The 17,614-nt window shown below is 44.5% G+C and carries 19 protein-coding genes; 9 read left to right on the top strand and 10 right to left on the bottom strand.

Translation table 11 applies throughout. The features are described 5' to 3' along the window. Positions 1–306: 306 nt before the first annotated feature. Together FWF39_RS00585 and FWF39_RS00580 are read left to right on the top strand one after the other, a co-directional pair. Positions 307–1,269: an ABC transporter ATP-binding protein gene (locus FWF39_RS00585; RefSeq protein WP_343381484.1), complete on the top strand. Its 963-nt coding sequence runs from the start codon at positions 307–309 to the stop codon at positions 1,267–1,269. 2 nt (positions 1,270–1,271) lie between these two features. Then, positions 1,272–2,378 (top strand): ABC transporter permease, encoded by a 1,107-nt coding sequence (locus tag FWF39_RS00580; protein ID WP_343381483.1) that lies wholly within the window; start codon positions 1,272–1,274, stop codon positions 2,376–2,378. A gap of 111 nt (positions 2,379–2,489) precedes the next feature. Here the strand turns inward: FWF39_RS00580 and FWF39_RS00575 are convergent, their stop codons facing one another. Both FWF39_RS00575 and cysK read right to left on the bottom strand, forming a co-directional pair. Continuing rightward, positions 2,490–3,548 carry a serine acetyltransferase gene (locus tag FWF39_RS00575; protein ID WP_343381482.1) on the bottom strand — a complete coding sequence of 353 codons (1,059 nt, stop codon included), beginning with the start codon at positions 3,546–3,548 and terminating at the stop codon, positions 2,490–2,492. Positions 3,549–3,637: 89 nt separating this feature from the next. Beyond that, positions 3,638–4,561: a cysteine synthase A gene (cysK, locus tag FWF39_RS00570; RefSeq protein WP_343381481.1), complete on the bottom strand. Its 924-nt coding sequence runs from the start codon at positions 4,559–4,561 to the stop codon at positions 3,638–3,640. 128 nt (positions 4,562–4,689) lie between these two features. Between cysK and FWF39_RS00565 the strand changes: the two genes are divergently transcribed. Beyond that, entirely contained in the window at positions 4,690–5,046 is a 357-nt protein-coding gene (locus FWF39_RS00565; protein WP_343381480.1) for a helix-turn-helix domain-containing protein, read from the top strand. A 413-nt stretch (positions 5,047–5,459) separates the two neighbouring features. Next, positions 5,460–6,086, top strand: coding sequence for a class I SAM-dependent methyltransferase (locus FWF39_RS00560; RefSeq protein WP_343381479.1), 627 nt, complete (start codon positions 5,460–5,462; stop codon positions 6,084–6,086). Positions 6,087–6,344: 258 nt separating this feature from the next. Here FWF39_RS00560 and FWF39_RS00555 read toward each other — a convergent pair whose 3' ends face one another. The 8 genes from FWF39_RS00555 to FWF39_RS00520 all read right to left on the bottom strand — a co-directional run bounded on the left by FWF39_RS00555 (position 6,345) and on the right by FWF39_RS00520 (position 13,901). Then, positions 6,345–7,430 carry an acyltransferase family protein gene (locus FWF39_RS00555; protein ID WP_343381478.1) on the bottom strand — a complete coding sequence of 362 codons (1,086 nt, stop codon included), beginning with the start codon at positions 7,428–7,430 and terminating at the stop codon, positions 6,345–6,347. A gap of 68 nt (positions 7,431–7,498) precedes the next feature. Beyond that, positions 7,499–8,191 (bottom strand): GDSL-type esterase/lipase family protein, encoded by a 693-nt coding sequence (locus FWF39_RS00550; RefSeq protein ID WP_343381477.1) that lies wholly within the window; start codon positions 8,189–8,191, stop codon positions 7,499–7,501. Between the two features lie 345 nt (positions 8,192–8,536). Next, the gene (locus tag FWF39_RS00545; protein ID WP_343381489.1) at positions 8,537–9,955 is read right to left on the bottom strand and encodes an RtcB family protein; all 1,419 of its coding nucleotides are present in this window, start codon (positions 9,953–9,955) and stop codon (positions 8,537–8,539) included. Positions 9,956–10,063: 108 nt separating this feature from the next. After that, positions 10,064–10,987, bottom strand: coding sequence for an MBL fold metallo-hydrolase (locus FWF39_RS00540; RefSeq protein WP_343381476.1), 924 nt, complete (start codon positions 10,985–10,987; stop codon positions 10,064–10,066). Positions 10,988–11,048: 61 nt separating this feature from the next. Further along, positions 11,049–11,246, bottom strand: a complete 198-nt coding sequence (locus FWF39_RS00535) for a hypothetical protein (protein WP_343381475.1) — start codon at positions 11,244–11,246, stop codon at positions 11,049–11,051. A 190-nt stretch (positions 11,247–11,436) separates the two neighbouring features. Further along, positions 11,437–12,522, bottom strand: a complete 1,086-nt coding sequence (locus tag FWF39_RS00530; RefSeq protein WP_343381474.1) for a NosD domain-containing protein — start codon at positions 12,520–12,522, stop codon at positions 11,437–11,439. Between the two features lie 156 nt (positions 12,523–12,678). Then, positions 12,679–13,650 (bottom strand): transcription initiation factor IIB, encoded by a 972-nt coding sequence (locus FWF39_RS00525; protein WP_343381473.1) that lies wholly within the window; start codon positions 13,648–13,650, stop codon positions 12,679–12,681. Next, on the bottom strand, positions 13,647–13,901 hold the full coding sequence (locus FWF39_RS00520; protein WP_343381472.1) for a Gar1/Naf1 family protein: 255 nt from the start codon (positions 13,899–13,901) through the stop codon (positions 13,647–13,649). The genes FWF39_RS00525 and FWF39_RS00520 overlap by 4 nt, the downstream gene beginning before the upstream one ends. Positions 13,902–14,510: 609 nt before the next feature. Here FWF39_RS00520 and rpl7ae point away from each other — a divergent pair. The 5 genes from rpl7ae (at position 14,511) to dapB (ending at position 17,603) form a co-directional block, all read left to right on the top strand. Further along, a complete protein-coding gene (rpl7ae, locus tag FWF39_RS00515; protein WP_343381471.1) occupies positions 14,511–14,891 on the top strand; it encodes a 50S ribosomal protein L7Ae in 381 nt (126 codons plus the stop codon). A 1-nt stretch (position 14,892) separates the two neighbouring features. Next, positions 14,893–15,114: a 30S ribosomal protein S28e gene (locus FWF39_RS00510; RefSeq protein WP_343381470.1), complete on the top strand. Its 222-nt coding sequence runs from the start codon at positions 14,893–14,895 to the stop codon at positions 15,112–15,114. A 20-nt stretch (positions 15,115–15,134) separates the two neighbouring features. Next, complete coding sequence (locus tag FWF39_RS00505) at positions 15,135–15,332, top strand: 50S ribosomal protein L24e (protein WP_343379599.1); 198 nt, start codon at positions 15,135–15,137, stop codon at positions 15,330–15,332. A gap of 455 nt (positions 15,333–15,787) precedes the next feature. Further along, a complete protein-coding gene (gene dapA, locus FWF39_RS00500; protein WP_343381469.1) occupies positions 15,788–16,825 on the top strand; it encodes a 4-hydroxy-tetrahydrodipicolinate synthase in 1,038 nt (345 codons plus the stop codon). Continuing rightward, positions 16,818–17,603, top strand: a complete 786-nt coding sequence (gene dapB, locus FWF39_RS00495; protein WP_343381468.1) for a 4-hydroxy-tetrahydrodipicolinate reductase — start codon at positions 16,818–16,820, stop codon at positions 17,601–17,603. Before dapA ends, dapB begins: the two co-directional genes overlap by 8 nt. The last annotated feature ends 11 nt before the right edge of the window (positions 17,604–17,614 follow it).

The raw sequence follows: 17,614 nt of genomic DNA, 5'->3' as shown, positions 1-17,614 counted from the left end.
GCGTTTGTCAGCCGTTTGTGGCCTGAGGTGTGGCTGGGTATAGCTGCTAGACAGTTTAGATGGTGAAATGGTGAGTTGTAAGATACCTCAAAGGTGGGGGGGAAATTATTTTGGGACAAGACAAATTTTTTTATAAATAACCTCAACAATAACTCTAAGCGCAAAATCCTCAAAGAATCAACCCCAACAAACTAAAGCAAGCCATATGCATCGTTTTTGTTTCTTTAGCCGAAAGCTATATTTTTTACCCCATGGAGAAACAGTGAGCAACAAAATTATACCATAGTAATTAGGAAGAATCGCTAAATGTTACCGATTGAAGTATCCGGACTAAAAAAATACTACGGTAGCCTCAAAGCCGTAGACGGCATCTCCTTCACAGTCAAAGAAGGAGAAGTTTTTGGACTGCTGGGACCAAACGGTGCAGGAAAAACCACCAGCATCGAAATCATGGAGGGCCTGCGCGAAAGAGACAGCGGAGACGTCAAAATTTTAGGACTCGACCCCTGGAAAAATGGATATGAACTACACAAAAAAATCGGCGTCATCCCTCAAAACTTTACCTTCTTTGAGAAAACCACACCCAAAGAAGCCATAAACTACTATGCCGATCTCTTCCACGTTAAAGTAGATACTGACGCTATTCTACAAGATGTGCTCCTCGAAGATATGGCTAAACATCCCTTTGAAAGCCTAAGCGGCGGCCAAAAACAAAAAACAGGCTTAGCCCTCTCACTTGTAAACCAACCAGAACTGCTCTTTCTCGACGAACCCACCACAGGCCTAGACCCCAACGCACGCCGAGCCATCTGGGAAGTCATCCGAGGACTAAAAGCAAAAGGCAAAACTATCATCTTAACAACCCACTACCTCGACGAAGCCCAACAACTCTCAGACCACGTAGCTATCATGGACCACGGACACATCGTTGCTATCGGCACAACCCAAGAAATCATCCAACAACATGGCTCAGGAGAACGCTTAGAAATTCAGGGCACCCAAAAACTTGCAGACTATATCAAAGCAAACACTGAAGAGATGCAGGTAGAATATGACCAAGCAAGAGGCATAATCACAGTTTTACTCAAAAAGAAAATCGATGCACTAGCAGCGTTGGCTGCCGCTGAGCAATCAGGCATGGAGTGGGGTAACATTCAAACCCGCCAAGACAGCCTCGATGATGTGTTCATTAAACTCGTCCAAGAACCCCTCGAGGAACAACAAGAAACAACACCAAAAAATCAAACAGACAAAAAACAGAGACGATAAATATGGTAAGCGCAAGACGTATCTACGCAGACTTTAGAGTATTTAGCGTAGGATACCTTAGAAATAAATTCGGATTATTTTTCGGTTTAATTTTCCCTGTAGTATTGATTTTGATTTTCGGAGCCATCTTTGCTGGCGGTGGAGCCGAAACTGTCGATGTTTATGCTCAAAACCAAGATAACGGGGTGTTTGGGCAAAACATAGGCAACAGTTTTCTTAGCGCCCTAAATCAATCCAGTACCATAAGAGTCATAACAGTGGATAGTTCAGAAAATTTTGCGGACTTTTTAGCAGCTAAATCCGCATCAGATGGCATATTGATCCCGCCTGATTTCTCAGCACAATACATAGAAGGGAATCAAGTCAACATCACAGTCTATGGCAATCCAGCCTCAAGCACAAGTGGTATAGTTAGCGGTACAGTCAGCGGATATGTGAGTCACTTCAACCTCCAACGCTTCAACGGCACCACCGTCATAGGCCTAACCACAACAACCATCAACACCCAACAAACCAACTATGTGGACTTTTTGATCCCCGGCTTAATCGGCTTCTCTATCCTCACAAGCCCCATGTTCTCACTAGTCAACATATCTAGCGACTACAAAAAAAATAAACTCTTCAAACAACTCTCACTCACCCCGCTAACCAAAATGGAATGGCTTATCTCCAAAGTACTCTTCTACATCCTGCTAAGCGCCGCCGGTTTTCTGCTAATGAGCGGAGTAGGCATCCTTATCTTTAATGCACACATCACATTCTCGCTATGGCTCATACCCTTCCTAGTATTGGGTCCTATACTCTTTGCATCACTGGGTATGCTAGTAGGTTCTGTAACCAAGAGCCCCGAGACTGCAGGAGTTATCGGTAACATCATAACGTTCCCCATGATGTTTCTAGCAGGCACCTTTTTCCCGCTTAGCATCATGCCCTCCTACCTGCAAACCATCGCCCATGTGCTACCGCTCTTCTACGTTACCGAGGGATTAAACAACGTCATGGTCTACAACAACATTCCCGCAGCCATGTTTGACATAGCAATTCTAGGGATTATAACACTGGTTATCTTTGTCTTAGCAGTAAAACTGTTCAAGTGGAGAGAAGATTAACACCTTCTCTTTTTTGCCATTTTTTATTATCCACAATTAACAGTATATTTTACCGTTAAACCAATAGCCATCACATGAGCCAAGGGTCGTGTATAGCGTGGTTGCGGATGGTTAGGGGTTTGGTTTTGCTGGGTGGCGGGGTTCTATTCGGTATTTTTGCTCGGGTGCAGCGAGGGTTATTTTTATGCCGGAGGCTACTGGACCGGTTAACCATATGTTGCCGCCGATGACTACGTTGTCGCCCACCACTGTTTCTGCGCCCAGAAGGGTTGCACCGCTGTAGATAATTACGTTGTTGCCGATGGTTGGATGGCGTTTGCGGCCTTTGATTATGTTACCTGCCTCATCTTTGGGAAAACTCAAAGCACCAAGCGTTACACCCTGATAGAGTTTGACATTGTCGCCGATTTCGGCGGTTTCGCCTATAACAACTCCGGTACCATGGTCGATGAAAAAGTTTCGGCCGATTTTTGCTCCGGGATGAATGTCAACCCCGGTTAAGCTGTGCATGTGCTCGCTCATGATTCGGGGAATTAGGGGGACCCCGCTTAGGTATAGTTCATGGGCTATGCGATAAGTGGTAATGGCTAAAACACAGGGGTAACTCAAGATGACTTCATCGGTGCTCACAGCCGCTGGGTCACCGCTGTATGCGGCCTGGATGTCCCCGCTGAGTTTACCACGAATTTCGGGTAGCTTTTCAAGTAACTCTCGAGCGACCACATGGGCCCGTTTCTGGCAGAGATCGTGGGGACATTGACTGATTTTTCTGCAGATATATTTGAGGCTCTTCTCAATCTCATCAGTAATTCGGGCATAAATGGAGGTTAATTTTATGCCTAAATAATAGTTTACATTGGCTTTAGAGGGTTCGGAATCACCCAGATATCCAGGGAAGAGAACGGAGAATAAATCTTCTAAAACCTCGATAACGATTTTTTTGTTAGGTAAATCGCGTCCTTCAAGGTGATCCATGCCGCCAAATTTTTCGTAACTAGCCGCCAAATCATCTACCAGTTTTGGCAGACCCCTTGCGACCCAGTCCTGCTCCACCGTATGGTTGGTATGCATCAATGTGTCAATCATACGATCGGGATTCCAGCAATCAACATCTTTGTTCTGTTCTAGACATTTCTTGCAGTCTATGGATCGGGATGGATTTGTAGACATGTCTGTGTTCTTCCCTTTGCTTTGTATTGGTGAGAGGGGAATATAAGAGAAGCGTCTGCTTAAAAAAGAAGCAAAGACGCGTTTGGGTATTATTGTTGGAATAGTGCGGTGCTTAGGTAGCGCTCACCTGTGTCGGGCAGGATAACTAGTACAAGTTTGCCCTTGTTTTGGGGGCGTTTGGCAACTTCGAGGGCGGCCCATGTTGCAGCTCCTGAAGAGATCCCCACTAGCAGACCCTCTTGTTGGGCTAATGCACGAGCGGTTTTTAGGGCGTTGTCATCGGTTACTTGGATGATTTCATCAACTAAGTCGAGTTTGAGAATGTCGGGTTTAAAGCCTGCGCCTATACCCTGGATTTTGTGGGGTCCGCCTTTTCCACCGCTAAGTACGGGTGAGGCAGCGGGTTCCACGGCTATGGCTTGGAGGGTGGGTTTTTTGTCTTTGAGGTATTGTGCTATGCCGGTTATGGTTCCGCCTGTGCCAACACCTGCGATGACGATGTCGACGTCTCCGTCGGTGTCTTTCCAGATTTCGGGGCCGGTTGTTTGGTAGTGAGCATTAGAGTTTGCGGTGTTTTTGAATTGTTGGGGGATAAAGCTTCCAGGGGTGGAGGCGGCTAGTTCTTCAGCTTTTTTGATGGCTCCACTCATACCGGCGGATCCCGGGGTGAGTACGAGTTGTGCACCGTATGCTTTGAGAAGATTGCGGCGTTCTAGACTCATGGTCTCAGGCATGGTTAGGATAAGTTTGTAGCCTTTGACGGCGGCAACCATAGCAAGGCCGATGCCGGTGTTGCCAGAGGTTGGTTCGATGATTGTTGCGCCGGGTCTGATTAGGCCTTGGATTTCAGCGGCTTCGATCATGTTTTTGCAGATGCGGTCTTTTATGCTGCCGCCAGGGTTGCGGGATTCGAGTTTACCCACGACTGTGGCGTTTATACCTTTGGTGAGTTTGTTTAGGCGTACTAATGGAGTTTTACCTATTAGATCTAATACGTTATTGTTTATGGTCATTTTCCACACTCTACATAACGCTGGTATGGAATGGTAGCGTTCACACCTTAAAACAGTTACGGAGCGGCAAAACAGAGAAGAAATAAAACATCTAATAAATATAATCAGGTTATACTGAGGGGATACTTATGAGCACTCAATGCGAAATAATCGCCAAATACATACTGCCCATTTTCCGCTCCATGCTAGCAAAAGAACTCGTCCAAACCCATCACCTTTCTCAAACTGAAACCGCCAAAAAACTCGGAACCACCCAAGCTGCCATCAGCCAATACCTCAACTCAAAACGCGCCTATAAAAACACCAAACAAATAGAAGAATTCCTACCCCAAATCCGAACCTTAGCCATAGACACCGCCAAAAAAATAGCCGACAAAAAAACCAACCCAGAAAACATTACGCCCCATATCTGCAACCTATGCACGACACTCTACAAAAAAACAGCAACCCCCAAAACAACCAAACCCAAATCCAAACCCCAATAACAACCAGTTCATTGTAAAGGTTAGCAATGGCTATGTTGGTTTAGGTTTGTGTTTGTGTGGGTTGGAATCGACTAATAATTGTGCGGAACAGCGTTTTGGGAACCGGTTGTACAACGCAAGATCGACACACTACGAAATCTAAAGGGCACCAGAGCTATAAAACACTAAGAACGTTAACTGCGGCTTGGAAAAAGCAGAGCCTAAATCGCCATAACAAAACAAAAGAACAGAATATCCAAAGTCACCGAGTAAAAAACCAATATACACGATGTGTATGTACCCAGCATAGTTAAACGCTTATGAACAATAACGCAACATTGTTACAGCCCTTCATAAAAGCAATAAACATAAAATTTTATGTATATGTAACGGTACGTTTGTATTAACACATCAGCAGATGGGGTATTGGAAACATGAAGGACTATAAGGATTTCAAATTTGATAAAATGGCCTCAACTTATGATGAAGGATTTGGGGGTAAAGCATCAAAAAAGTTTTACAAGTTACTGCTGAAACAAATTAATCCACATCAAGGTGCAACTATTTTAGATGTAGGTTGTGGGACGGGTACAATTCTTAAAAATTTAAGCGCCCTTACAGACATAAACGGGTATGGAATTGATGTTGAAGAGAACATGATTCTGGAGGCAAAAACAAAGTGTCCGGAAATGAATATCTTTGTTTCAGACTGTATAAAAACCCCTTTTGAAGATAATCAGTTTGATATTGTAACTTCTTGCATGTCTTATCATCATTTTGCAGATAAACAAGGATTTGCAAAGGAAGCATCAAGAATCATAAAGCCAGGAGGACATCTATACATTGCAGACCCACGTTTCCCATGGATCGTTAGAAAACCGTTGAATTTAGCCCTACGTATACATAAGATAGCAGGGCATTTTGGGACACCTAAAGAAATTGAAAAAGTTTTTTTGGAATATGGCTTTGAACTTGTTGATTGTAATTTTGACCTGTATGCCCAATGTATTAAACTAAGAAAAACAGCTAAACAAACAACAATTTGTTCGCCTTCTTCTTAATAGACAATCAAAATCAATCAACAGCTCAAATCAGAAAGACTGGACACATATAAGGTGGCGGTTCTTTCTGTTCAAACGTGTTGTTAGTAGAACAAAAAGGACCACCCAGACTAAAAAGAGCCTTGTCACCCAACTCTATGGTTTCCCTTTAGCGAGTCGTCCAACACTGTGTCAAGTCAGCGTATTTTACGTCATGATAACAAGAAAGCTATAGCGTAGCATGCAAGTACTGAGGCATAAACTTGCTTATTTTTGGTTTTAGCCTATGATGCGGTTTACATAGGGGATTTTTTTAAGTGGGATGATGATGGCTAAGCAGATTCCCAGGGTTAGAATGGCTAGAAGGGGAATTGCTAGGATTGGATTTAGGGTTGTTACATCTATTCTGTAGCCTAATATTCCGTTGCGAAGGGTTTCCAAAATTATGTAGTGAAAAAGATAGATTGGCAAAGTGTTGAGGCTTATGATTTTGAGCCCTTGGCTGATTTTTGGATGTTTTGTTTTGATGAGGTGGCTAGGTATTGTTGTAAAAATAAGCATCAAGCTTACTGATGCAACAAGGATGCTAATGCTTGAGGCGTCATAGAAGAACTGGCCATACACCTCACCCAGTGAGCCTACCAAAAAGTAAGTTCCAAGTATAGTAAAAACACTGCTCAGAGCAAAACCGAGATAGAGAAAAACGGTGCGGATTTTTATTTTGGTTAGGTAACTGCCCAAAATATAATAGCCTATTATACCGCTAAACAAGAAAACAGTGCTTCTAAACCAAGTAACCTCAGAGCTTATAGGGGAATATAGTGTTAAGAGCGATATGATGGAAGTGCCGATAACCCAGAGCACTAAAAAATATCGCACCGTCTTCCAGTTTGCATGAGCAGTAAACACCCGAATAAACGGTGTAGCAAGGTATAACCCAAGCAACAGATAGATATACCAGAAATGGTTGTAGGGTCCAGCAAAAACTCCCTGTAACAGTGAGGTGGTTGTCAGGGGCTGGTTTTGACTGTAGAAAAGCCAAAGAAAGTAAATTATCATCCAAAATATGACAGGTATGCCTATTCGGTTCCATCTTTTCTTAAAGAAAACGCGTAGGGGTTCATCTGTTTTGCTTGGTGAAAGTAACAGTGCACCCGTCAACATAACAAATAAAGGAACAGCTACCAGTGAGAGAGAATTATAGACATTTGCAGTCCACCAGAGTTCGACACCCCGCGGAGACATAAAATCAATAGCAGCATTTGCGCCTACAGAGGCATGGAGTAGAATAATCAAGAATAGGGCAACGGTCCGAATCAGGTCAACAGGGAGTGTGGACTCCTCACGCGCTTGATGTTCCCGCAACTTACCAGTGTATAAGTGTATTAAGATTTATTTTTTACTAAATTATCAGCGTGTTTTGGATGGGATAATTAGCCGATATATCCTTCGCCAAAAGCGGTGATGTCGGGGGAGCCATCTGGCAGGGTTATGGCATTGTACACTACTGCCGCTATTAACGTTGAACCCTCATAGGTGGGATGAACACCATCTGCGAAATAGATGTCACTACCAACAACATAGGGAATATCGATAAGGGGCAGGTTCAATTGGTCTGAGACGGTCAAGATTTGGGGAATAACTATATTCTCTAAGTAATCTGAGTCAAAGTTTGGGTTGGTAATGATTGGTGGCGGTTTAGCAATCCAGATCAGTTGAGTACCTTGAAGATTCTGAAAAGCGTTAATCAAATAGGAATATTGGTCCACCAAATCTGTGTTAGTTCCCATATTTTCTATGCTGGCTTCATTGGTTCCCAGCATGATTATTACAATATCTGGCTGATACTTTAGAGCATCTTGAAATTGAGGTCTAGAGATGTATGGTAGTGTTGAATTTGTGGTTAATGTTGCACCACTAACACCAAAATTTTCAACAATATAATTGGAACCAAGTAACGCTTGAAGCTTATTGGGATATCCACCATATTCGGTTATACTATCTCCGATACAGGCGACACGGATGGGCTTTCCCACAGTTTGCTTAACAGTGAACTGGAACATCGCCGCTACACACAAGATAGAAACAATCAAAATAATACCAATGTAGAGCAAATTCCTGTTCATATCTATCAATTATCGGTAAGCAACGAAGATACCGCATTTTAGTTTTTTGGAGGTAACTATATTTTGAGATAAGTGATCAGACATTGATCACAATCGTTCACCGATGAATCTTGGCAACACTTGCCAAACCCAAAGAATCTACATTCATAAACCCCACGCTCACTAACAAAAGTCTTCGATTTGACTACTTATGCGCAACAAGTTAGCCACACATGATATCACCAAAACTAGAAGTACAAACAATCAGATACTAGTTATCTCCACACCTGCCAAGCGGAATTTTAGGGGAAAATTTGAGAAGTACAGTTATCTAGTGAAGTTAGGAGTAAAAATATAGAAAAGGGGTTAGCCCTTAACGACTGCTAGTGGTGTGAGGCGGGCAACTTTGGTGGCTATGCCGATTTGGTGGCTGACCTCTGCAACCATGTCTACGTCTTTGTAGGCGGGGTCTGCTTCTTCTGCAAGTACAGTTGGGCTTGCGGCACGGACTGCGATGCCGCGTTTTTCGAGGCGGCTTTTTACTTCTGCGCCTCCGAATTGGCGTTTGGCGGCAAAACGGCTCATTGTACGTCCGGCGCCATGGGCTGTGGAACCAAAGGTTAACTCCATGGCTTTTTGTGTGCCCACAAGTACCCAAGAGCTGGTGCCCATGCTTCCGGGGATAAGCACTGGTTGGCCCTCGCTTCGGTAATCTTCAGGCACTGCTTCATGTCCTGGAGGGAACGCGCGGGTGGCGCCTTTGCGGTGAACCCAGACCTTCTTTTGTACACCGCCCCCAACATCGTGGGTTTCCATTTTTGCAATGTTGTGCGCAACATCATAGACAAGTTTGAGACCGATTTTTTCGGGGTCCTGTCCATAGACTTGTTGGAAGCTCTGTCTGACCCAGTGCATTATGGCTTGGCGGTTGCAGAAGGCATAGTTAACGGCACAGGCCATGGCTTCAACGTAGTCTTTGGCTTCTTGGCTGTTGCCAGGAGCGCAGGCTAGTTCGCGGTCAGGGAGGCTGATTTTGTATTTTTGCACTGCATGTTCCATTACACGAAGGTAATCGGAGCAGACTTGGTGGCCGTATCCGCGGCTACCGCAGTGAATCATAACGGTAACTTGGCCTTCGTGGGTGATGCCGAAGGTTTTGGCGGTTTTGGGGTTGAAAATTTTATCTACTTTTTGGATCTCTAAGAAGTGGTTGCCGCTACCTAGGGTGCCAAGTTGGGTTAAACCGCGGTTTTTAGCGGTTTGACTGACTTTATCAGGGTTAGCGTTGGGCATATGGCCGTTTTCTTCGCAGTGTTTGGCGTCTTCGCTCCAGCCTAAGCCTCGATCAATGAGCCACTGTACGCCCTCAACGGCAAGTGTGTCAAGGTCGCGATTAGAGATTGTAAAGTCTCTTCTGCGGCTTCCTAAGCCGGAGGGTACGTTGCGAAAGATTGTGTCGGTGAGCGAGGTTAGTTTGGGTCGGACTTCTGTGTCGGTTATGTTGGTTGTTAGGAGTCTAACGCCGCAGTTGATATCATATCCAACGCCGCCTGGGCTTATGACTCCGTCGGTGTAGTCGGTTGCTGCGACGCCGCCGATTGGGAAGCCGTAGCCTTCATGTCCATCGGGGAGTGTGATGGCGTGTTTGTAAATACCGGGGAGTTGTGCCACGTTGCCGCATTGCCAAAGTGTGCGGTCAGTTTGCATTTTTTCCAGTAATGCTTTATTGGCAAAAATCATGGCGGGAACTTTCATATGGGGTTTGTACTTGGGAATTTGCCACATGTAATCGTTAACTTTCTCAAGAGGCACCCGTTCAGGAGCGGGTCTGCTTTCATTTTCGCCCAAAACACTTCACGACATGACAAAAACCCAAGCAGATTATTAAAACGTTTATGGTTGGGTTTTGGGCTGTTTGGTCTTGGCGTATTCGATAAATCCCATGATGCAGTTTTCCAGCACTGTTTTTTTGTAGATGGGATGGTTTTGGATGTAGTTGATAATTTTGGTCATAACGGGGTCTGCTTGGATGATGTTTTCTCGAATGGTTTCTAGACTTTGGTTTGTTTCTACGCCTGCTTGTGCGATGTCTGCCCAGAGTCGTAATTGTGTTTTGTAGGCTTCAAGTCGGTTAACTGCATCATCGGCTCGTCCGAAGTGACTAAAGTAGAGTGCTTGGGGGTTGAGGGCGATGAGTTTGTCAAGTGAGGCCAATGCTGATTCGAGATAGAACGGCGGGGGAGTTGTGGGAACAACGGTGTTGCATTTGGGCAGGTAGGTACCTGCGGCATCACCGGGAAAAACGCCATTGTTGAGGTTTTCTTGGAAACTGAGGTTGTGTGAGGCATGGCCCAATGTTTCAAGCACAGTGAGTTTAGCGCCGTTGCCTAAATCAAAAACGCCCTCAGTTATGGGGATCACACGGTCTTTGGATACGGGTTCGGGTTTACCGAAGACTTCGCTAACATAACCTAAAACGGCTTGACTTGAGGGCCAGAGGCGTTCAGGGTCGATTAGGTGGGGTGCGCCACGCGGGTGGACAATAACCTTGGCGTTTGGCAGAGATTTTAGCAGTGTGCCTGCGCCGCCGCCATGATCAAGATGGATATGAGTCACTGCAACATACTCAATGGCTGGGGGGGCTATGCCTAGTTCCTCTAAAGCGCTAAGGAGGTTGGGTACTGAGTTTGTTGGGCCAGACTCGATAAGTATTGGTTTTGAGCCGGTAATGATATAGCTGCAGATGAGTTGTTTAAAACCGCCAGTGTCGAGTTCAACTTGGTAGAGGTTTTTTCCAATTTGTTTTGTATGCATCATATCCCTCAAAACGTGATGTTAAACAGCACCCAAACATAAAAGCCGTTGGGACTACTACGCGCTATTGGCTATCTGTGTTGTTAGGCAATTGTTTGGGGGGTCTTTTGCCATAAATGCGGATGAGTACATAGTTGATTATTGCTGAGGCTACCACTACACCAAAGCCGCCGATAAGATAGACGTCGTTTGAAATGACCTTTAGTATTGTTGAGGAGTAGAAAAGAAGTATAACTGATGCGATGGCAAATATGAACAACAAAATCCGGGCAAGTCTAAGATTGCTGGATTTTTTATCTTTTTCTGCAAGCACAAAAGTAGTGTGGTGCCATTGGATAAAAAATTATCTAATCTAAAACTTGACTTACCCCACAAAATTATAGAGGGGTATATGTAGGTAAGATGAAAGACATAAGCAGAGACTGCTTGCATCAGTTTTGTCGGTGTTTTTTTCAGTATATTATTGTAATCAGCACTGTGATTAAAAGGGCAACCGCAAGTATCACTGCAGCCACATATTCAATGGGTAAGTTACTACTATTTGGTGAGTTATTATCTGGTAAAGTTGCTATGCTGTAGTCGGAGATAAGTGGATAGTGGTCGACTCCTTTGCCTAAAATGGCTATGCCTTCGTCTCCATTACCGTGGCTCCAAGGTATGGGTTCGGATTCGATTAAATATGCTGTATCGCCTATGCCTGAATTACTTATCTCAGATACATTGGAGTATCTTGTGGTGTAGTCGTGCCAATAATTGCCCATTTTACCATTGTCCCAGTTTCCAGCAGGAAAAATCGTGGGAAGCCCAGATACAAACGGGCCTGGGAGATGAACATGGAGCGCTTGTTGATTGTTCACAAAATTGTTAAGATAAATCAAATGATAACCCGCAACTCCAGAGCGGCTACCAAGGGTTAGTATTACATCATTGTCCATAACGTCGTTTTGGGTTATTGTTGTCCCATTGCTGTCTATTATGTTAAATGCCCAAAAGTTGTTGCTTATTTGGTTGTTGATTATGAGGTTGGTGTCTCCTGTGGGAGTGAATACATCTTTAATATAGATCCCACTAGTGCTTGTCTGTATGATGTTTTTACTTATGACATAATTAGTGGCATACAATGCTATAGCGCGATCATTATCAGTAAATTTGTTGGCTGTTATGGTATTATTGTTGTATGCACCATATATTCCAGCTGACCAACGGTTAATGTTGAAATTAGTGACCACTACATTGCTTGCCTTTAGAGTAATGCCGGCCAAGCCTGAGTCGATATCCGGCCCTTGGAGGGTGTGGTTTGCTCCGTTTAGTGTGATGCCATCTTTTTGGACTTCAATAGGCAGTTTGAGGTCTGTTGTTAGTGTATAGGTGTTGCCGTCTTTTTGAATCCCGCTTGAGGCATCAACAGTCCCATCTGGAAATATCGTGATAGCTGAGGGTTGTGCATCTGCATTTTTGATAAATAGGCTAAAAGGACATAACAGCAAAGTTAGCATTATTGAAGCAACAGCGACAATTTTCAATATAGTTACTTTCAATATAGTTCCCTGTGCTAAAATGGATAAACGTATTTTTAGTTCTACGCTTGGAACATAGTGTTCCAGTTATGGAACAAAACAACAACCTTGTTTTTAGGATAGTTGACAAATTCGTCTAATTGGCAGTTTCTTTTTCTATGTGTTTGATTGGCGGGGTCAGATGCTTATTTGGAACATTAGGCGTTCGGCGAGTTCTTTGTAGCGGTTGCGGATTGTGACTTCTGTGACTTGGGCGATTTCGGCGATTTCTCTTTGTGTTTTGCGTTCGCCTGTTAGTACTGAGGCGATATAGCTTGCGGCGGCTGCGATGCCTGTGGGGCCTCTGCCGGAGGTTAGTTTGAGTTCTTTGACCGCGCCTATGATTTTGTGGGCGATTTCTTCTACTTTGCCCTGCATGGTGAGTTTGTTGGAGAATTTGGTGATGTATTGGCTGGGTTTTAGGGGTGGAATTGAGTAGTCGAGTTCGCGTATGAGAAAGCGGTAGCTTCGTCCGATTTCTTTTTTGCTTACTGTGGAGACTTTGGAGATTTCATCTATGGTTCGGGGTAGTCCGCATTGTCGGCATGCTAGATAAAGGGATGCTGATGTGACGCCCTGGATTGACCGGCCTCGGATGAGGTGTTCTTTGACTGCTCTGCGATAGATAACCGAGGCAGTTTCGAGAATGTTTTTTGGCAGGTTGAGGTTGTTGGAGATTTTTGTGAGATCAGAGAGCGCAAAAGCCAAGTTGCGTTCGGTTGCATCGGAGACTCGAATGCGGCGTTGCCATTTTCGCAGGCGATAAACTTGGGCTTTTTGACCGGGGGAGAGACTTTTGCCATAAACATCGCGGTCATGCCAATCGATAGTTGTGGATAGCCCTTTATCGTGGATGGTATACGTGAGAGGTGCGCCGACACGGATTCGTTTTGTGCGTTGTTCATCATCAAAAGCGCGCCATTCAGGTCCGTGGTCAGCAAGTTTTTGTTGTACTACAACACCACAATCCATGCAGACTATTTCAGAGACTTCGGAGTCGTGCATAAGTCGGGTGCTCCCGCATTCAGGACAGACACGTGTTTTGGGGAGCTCTGGCTGTGTTGTGGTGGAGTCTTTTTCGGTTATGTGCAGGTTACTGTCTCTACTCATTTGTCTCGTTTGCTCCGTTGCGTTTTCGAGAGGAGTAAATACACCGGTTTATTGACTAACCTGGCGGGTTCCCTAACGGTTGGTTTAATCACTATATATGGGGCTGAGACTGGCCCAATAATATCGAAAACTTTACCGACAACGTGTAGGTTCTCATCGACAACTTCGGAGCCTATTTTTGGAGGGTTCTCTACTTTAACTAGCGCATTCCCTGAAGGAGATACTGTTGTTATTTTACCTAATTTTTGCAAATGTTATGCCCCCTCAAGAACATGTAGGTAGCCGTAGCTTTGGATTTAAATGTTTCTGGGTTTATAGTAGTTCAAAAATGCTGTACTATCTATTAATCAATTAACTTTTAATGGACAAAAAGATAGCAAACATATCATGTAAGTTTATAATCAATACTGTTTTTCTGATGTTTTAGGCATTGTAATGTTTTTCTGATGTTAAGAAAATGATGTCAACCGCAAGTCCACTAGACAAAAATATAGGTGAGTACTAAGAGGTTTTTCTGAAGTTCAAACGGTTGTTACGAATATAATTTTTCTGCTGTTGTCAGTTGTTTTTAAAGCCTTCTTTTAATGCATGTATTGTTTTAAAAATAACTGTTAGATAATTTATTCTAAGTTTAATTTAATAACTGGAACATTAGTAACTTACTAATAATTGGTTGTTTGTCGTTTGATTCGTTATGGTTTTTAGAATTTAAATATCACATCAAATAGTTTAGTTACACTCAGCGGAACTACTGGTTTAGTTATATGTAGAGAGATGGCTCTGCGGCTTTAGTGTAGAAAGCTTATTAAATAAGAAGTGGGGATAAGAGTGTGCCTTAAAAAAGGGTGAGGCTAAGAAATATGACTAAACCATTCTATGTAAAATATGAAGCCCCAAAAGAACTCGTGGATGCAGCCTATGAAGCCCTAACGCTTGCTTCAAAATCAGGGTCAGTTAGGAAAGGAACCAACGAAGCTACCAAAGCGGTAGAGCGAAATCAAACAAAACTTGTTGTCATCTCTGAAGACGTTGATCCCCCAGAAGTCATTGCACACTTACCATTGCTCTGCGATGAACGCAAAATTCCATACGTGTTTGTACCAAGTAAAGAACAGCTCGGCAAATCCATCGGTATTGACGTTCCATGCGCAGCCGCATGCATCATGAGAGAAGGGGAAGCAGCAGGATTAATTAAAGAAATCGTGACACGCATCGATCAGGTTAAACGAGGCACTCAGTAACATGAGTAGCAAAGAGTCAACCGATGAATTAACTCCCTCTGAAGTTATTCAGATCATCGGTCGCACAGGTGTAACCGGCGAAATTACGCAGGTTCGCGTCCGCATCATGGAAGGCAGAGACAAAGGTCGAATCATTACTCGCAACGTTAAAGGACCCGTGCGCGTTCAAGACATCTTGATGCTTCGAGAAACTGAACGGGAAGCAAAGAAAATCACAAGATAAACTGACAGGAGAAAATTGTCATGCCAAAACCGAGAAAATGTTCGTTCTGTGGTGCTGATTTCCCAGCTGGCACAGGCATGATGTACGTCAAAAACGACGGCTCAATCCTTTGGTACGACTCCAGCAAATGCAAGAAAAGCAGCTTAGCATTCAAACGCGACGCACGCAAACTCAAGTGGACACAGTACTTCGGAAAAGAAGAAAAAGGCAAAGGGTAAACCCGCAAGCCTCTTCTACGATTCACCCAAATTTTTCCTTTTTAATTATCTGCTTTTAAGCGAATTTGTTTTGTTTGCCTTTAGGTGTTTCTGTGCAGAAGTAAGGAGAAAGAATTATTTAATTTTACAGAAAGCCCCAAAAGTTACAAGCTATAAGCGGCAAAAGCCGCTCCGCCTCGCGATATGTTTACGGATCAATTAATTTTTGGGAGCGCATAGTGCAGCTACCTCTTACTATTTTTGGTGGTTTGTCATGTTTGTTAGGTTTTGCTGGTTTTGGTGTCTGGCGGTATTGTGTGGTGCCTTTGGGCCCAATTTGGTACGTAAAACGTTTACAGCTGGATGCTGTTTAGCTGATAAGCATTAACTTTTTCCGTTTTTCGTAAAAAAAATGTGGCAAACGTAAACTTTAAATATTGTATAATCTACTAAAGATTCATCAGAAGGAAATCAAAATGGCAACATTTAGCGGGTGCTATACCGCACTAATAACCCCCATGACCCCTAACCGTCAAGTAGACTACGACGGATTACAACAATTAATAGAGTTCCAAATAAAAAACGGCGTCCAAGGCATCCTTGCCGTTGGCACAACCGGCGAATCACCCACCCTAGACTGGACAGAACACAGCAAAGTCATAGAAAAAACATGCCAATACACACAAACCCGCTGCACAACAATTGCAGGCACCGGCAGCAACAACACCCAAGAAGCCATCGAAGGAACACACCACGCCCAAAACGCAGGTGCAAACGCTGTGCTTCTTGTTGACCCCTACTACAACGGACCCAGCTCCACAGAAATCCGCCGTGAATACATCGAACCCATCACCAGCCGCTTCCCCCAAATCCAAATCATACCCTACATCATCCCCGGCAGAACCGGCACCCAACTCCTACCCCAAGATCTCGCCACACTCCACGCCCAATACCCAAACCTGCGGTGCGTCAAAGAAGCCACAGGCGATCTCCAAAACATGGAACTAACCCGAAAACTCTGCGGCCCAGACTTTGACATTCTAAGCGGCGACGACGACAAAACCTACACCATGATAACCTCACCCGCCATCAAAGCAAGCGGCGTCATCTCCGTCATATCCAACATCGCCCCCCGCGCAATAACAGACATGGTACAATACTCACTTGAAGACAACCAAGAAGCCGCCAACATAATCGCCCAAGCACTCCAACCCCTCTTCAACATCATAACAGTAAAAACCACCGAACAAACACCCTACGGACCAACCGTATGCAAAGCGCGCAACCCCCTAGCCATCAAAACCCTGATGAACATCCTAGGCATGCCCTCCGGCCCCTGCCGCCAACCTCTGGGCAAAATGACTCCCAACGGACTAGAAGTCATCCTAACAGCCACACGCAAAGTCCACAAAGCCAACCCCCAAATCCTCCAACCAATCGCCAACCACTTCGGCATCGATATAGACGAGCGCCTCGCCAACCCCAAATACCACGAAGGACTCAGCTATGCTTAAGCTCTGTGTTGCAGGCGCCGCAGGCAGAATGGGCCAGGCCATAATTGCTGAAGCCCTCGCCAAAGGACACCAAATAACAGGAGCCACCGAAGCACCAAACTGTCCCGCATTAGGCAGAGCTCTATGCGATTTTGGAGTCAACTCTGAGACAAAAATCTGCACAGACATAAACACGGCTCTCCAAGACGCTGATATATTCATCAGCTTCACCACCCCCGCCGCCGACTTGATCAACATTCCAACTGCAGTAGCTCTCAATAAACGTATAATCTTGGGCACCACAGGCTTCACACCAGATCAACACCAAAAAATCACAGCAACCATGGCAGGCAAAGTTCCCGCAGTATTCTCACCCAACTATAGCGTGGGTATCAATATTCTCTTTAAACTCGCCGAACAGCTCAAAGCATTTCCACAAGGCTACGATTTTAGCATAAATGAAATTCACCATATCGGCAAAGTTGATGCCCCAAGTGGAACCGCTAAAAAACTCGGCGAAATCATCACCGACGTACGGGGCTACACAAAAACAATTTCAGGCAGAGAAGGCATAAGCCCCCGACAACCAAACGAACTTGAAGTCACCACCCTTCGTGCAGGAGGCGTCGCAGGTATCCACAGCCTCATCATCGCAGGATCCAACGAAATGCTACGCATTGAACACACAGCGTTTAGCCGCGATGTGTTTGCTCAAGGAGCAGTGTATGCCGCTGAGTGGCTAAGCCAACAATCCAAACCACAGATTTACAGCATGGCCGATGTACTAGGATTAAACTAAAGCACAAAATA

This window comes from Candidatus Bathycorpusculum sp. (assembly GCF_009778815.1).
Lineage (GTDB): Archaea > Thermoproteota > Bathyarchaeia > Bathyarchaeales > Bathycorpusculaceae > Bathycorpusculum > Bathycorpusculum hydrogenotrophicum.
Note: the sequence above shows the minus strand (reverse complement) of the source record. Positions and strands in the feature narration are given on the sequence as shown.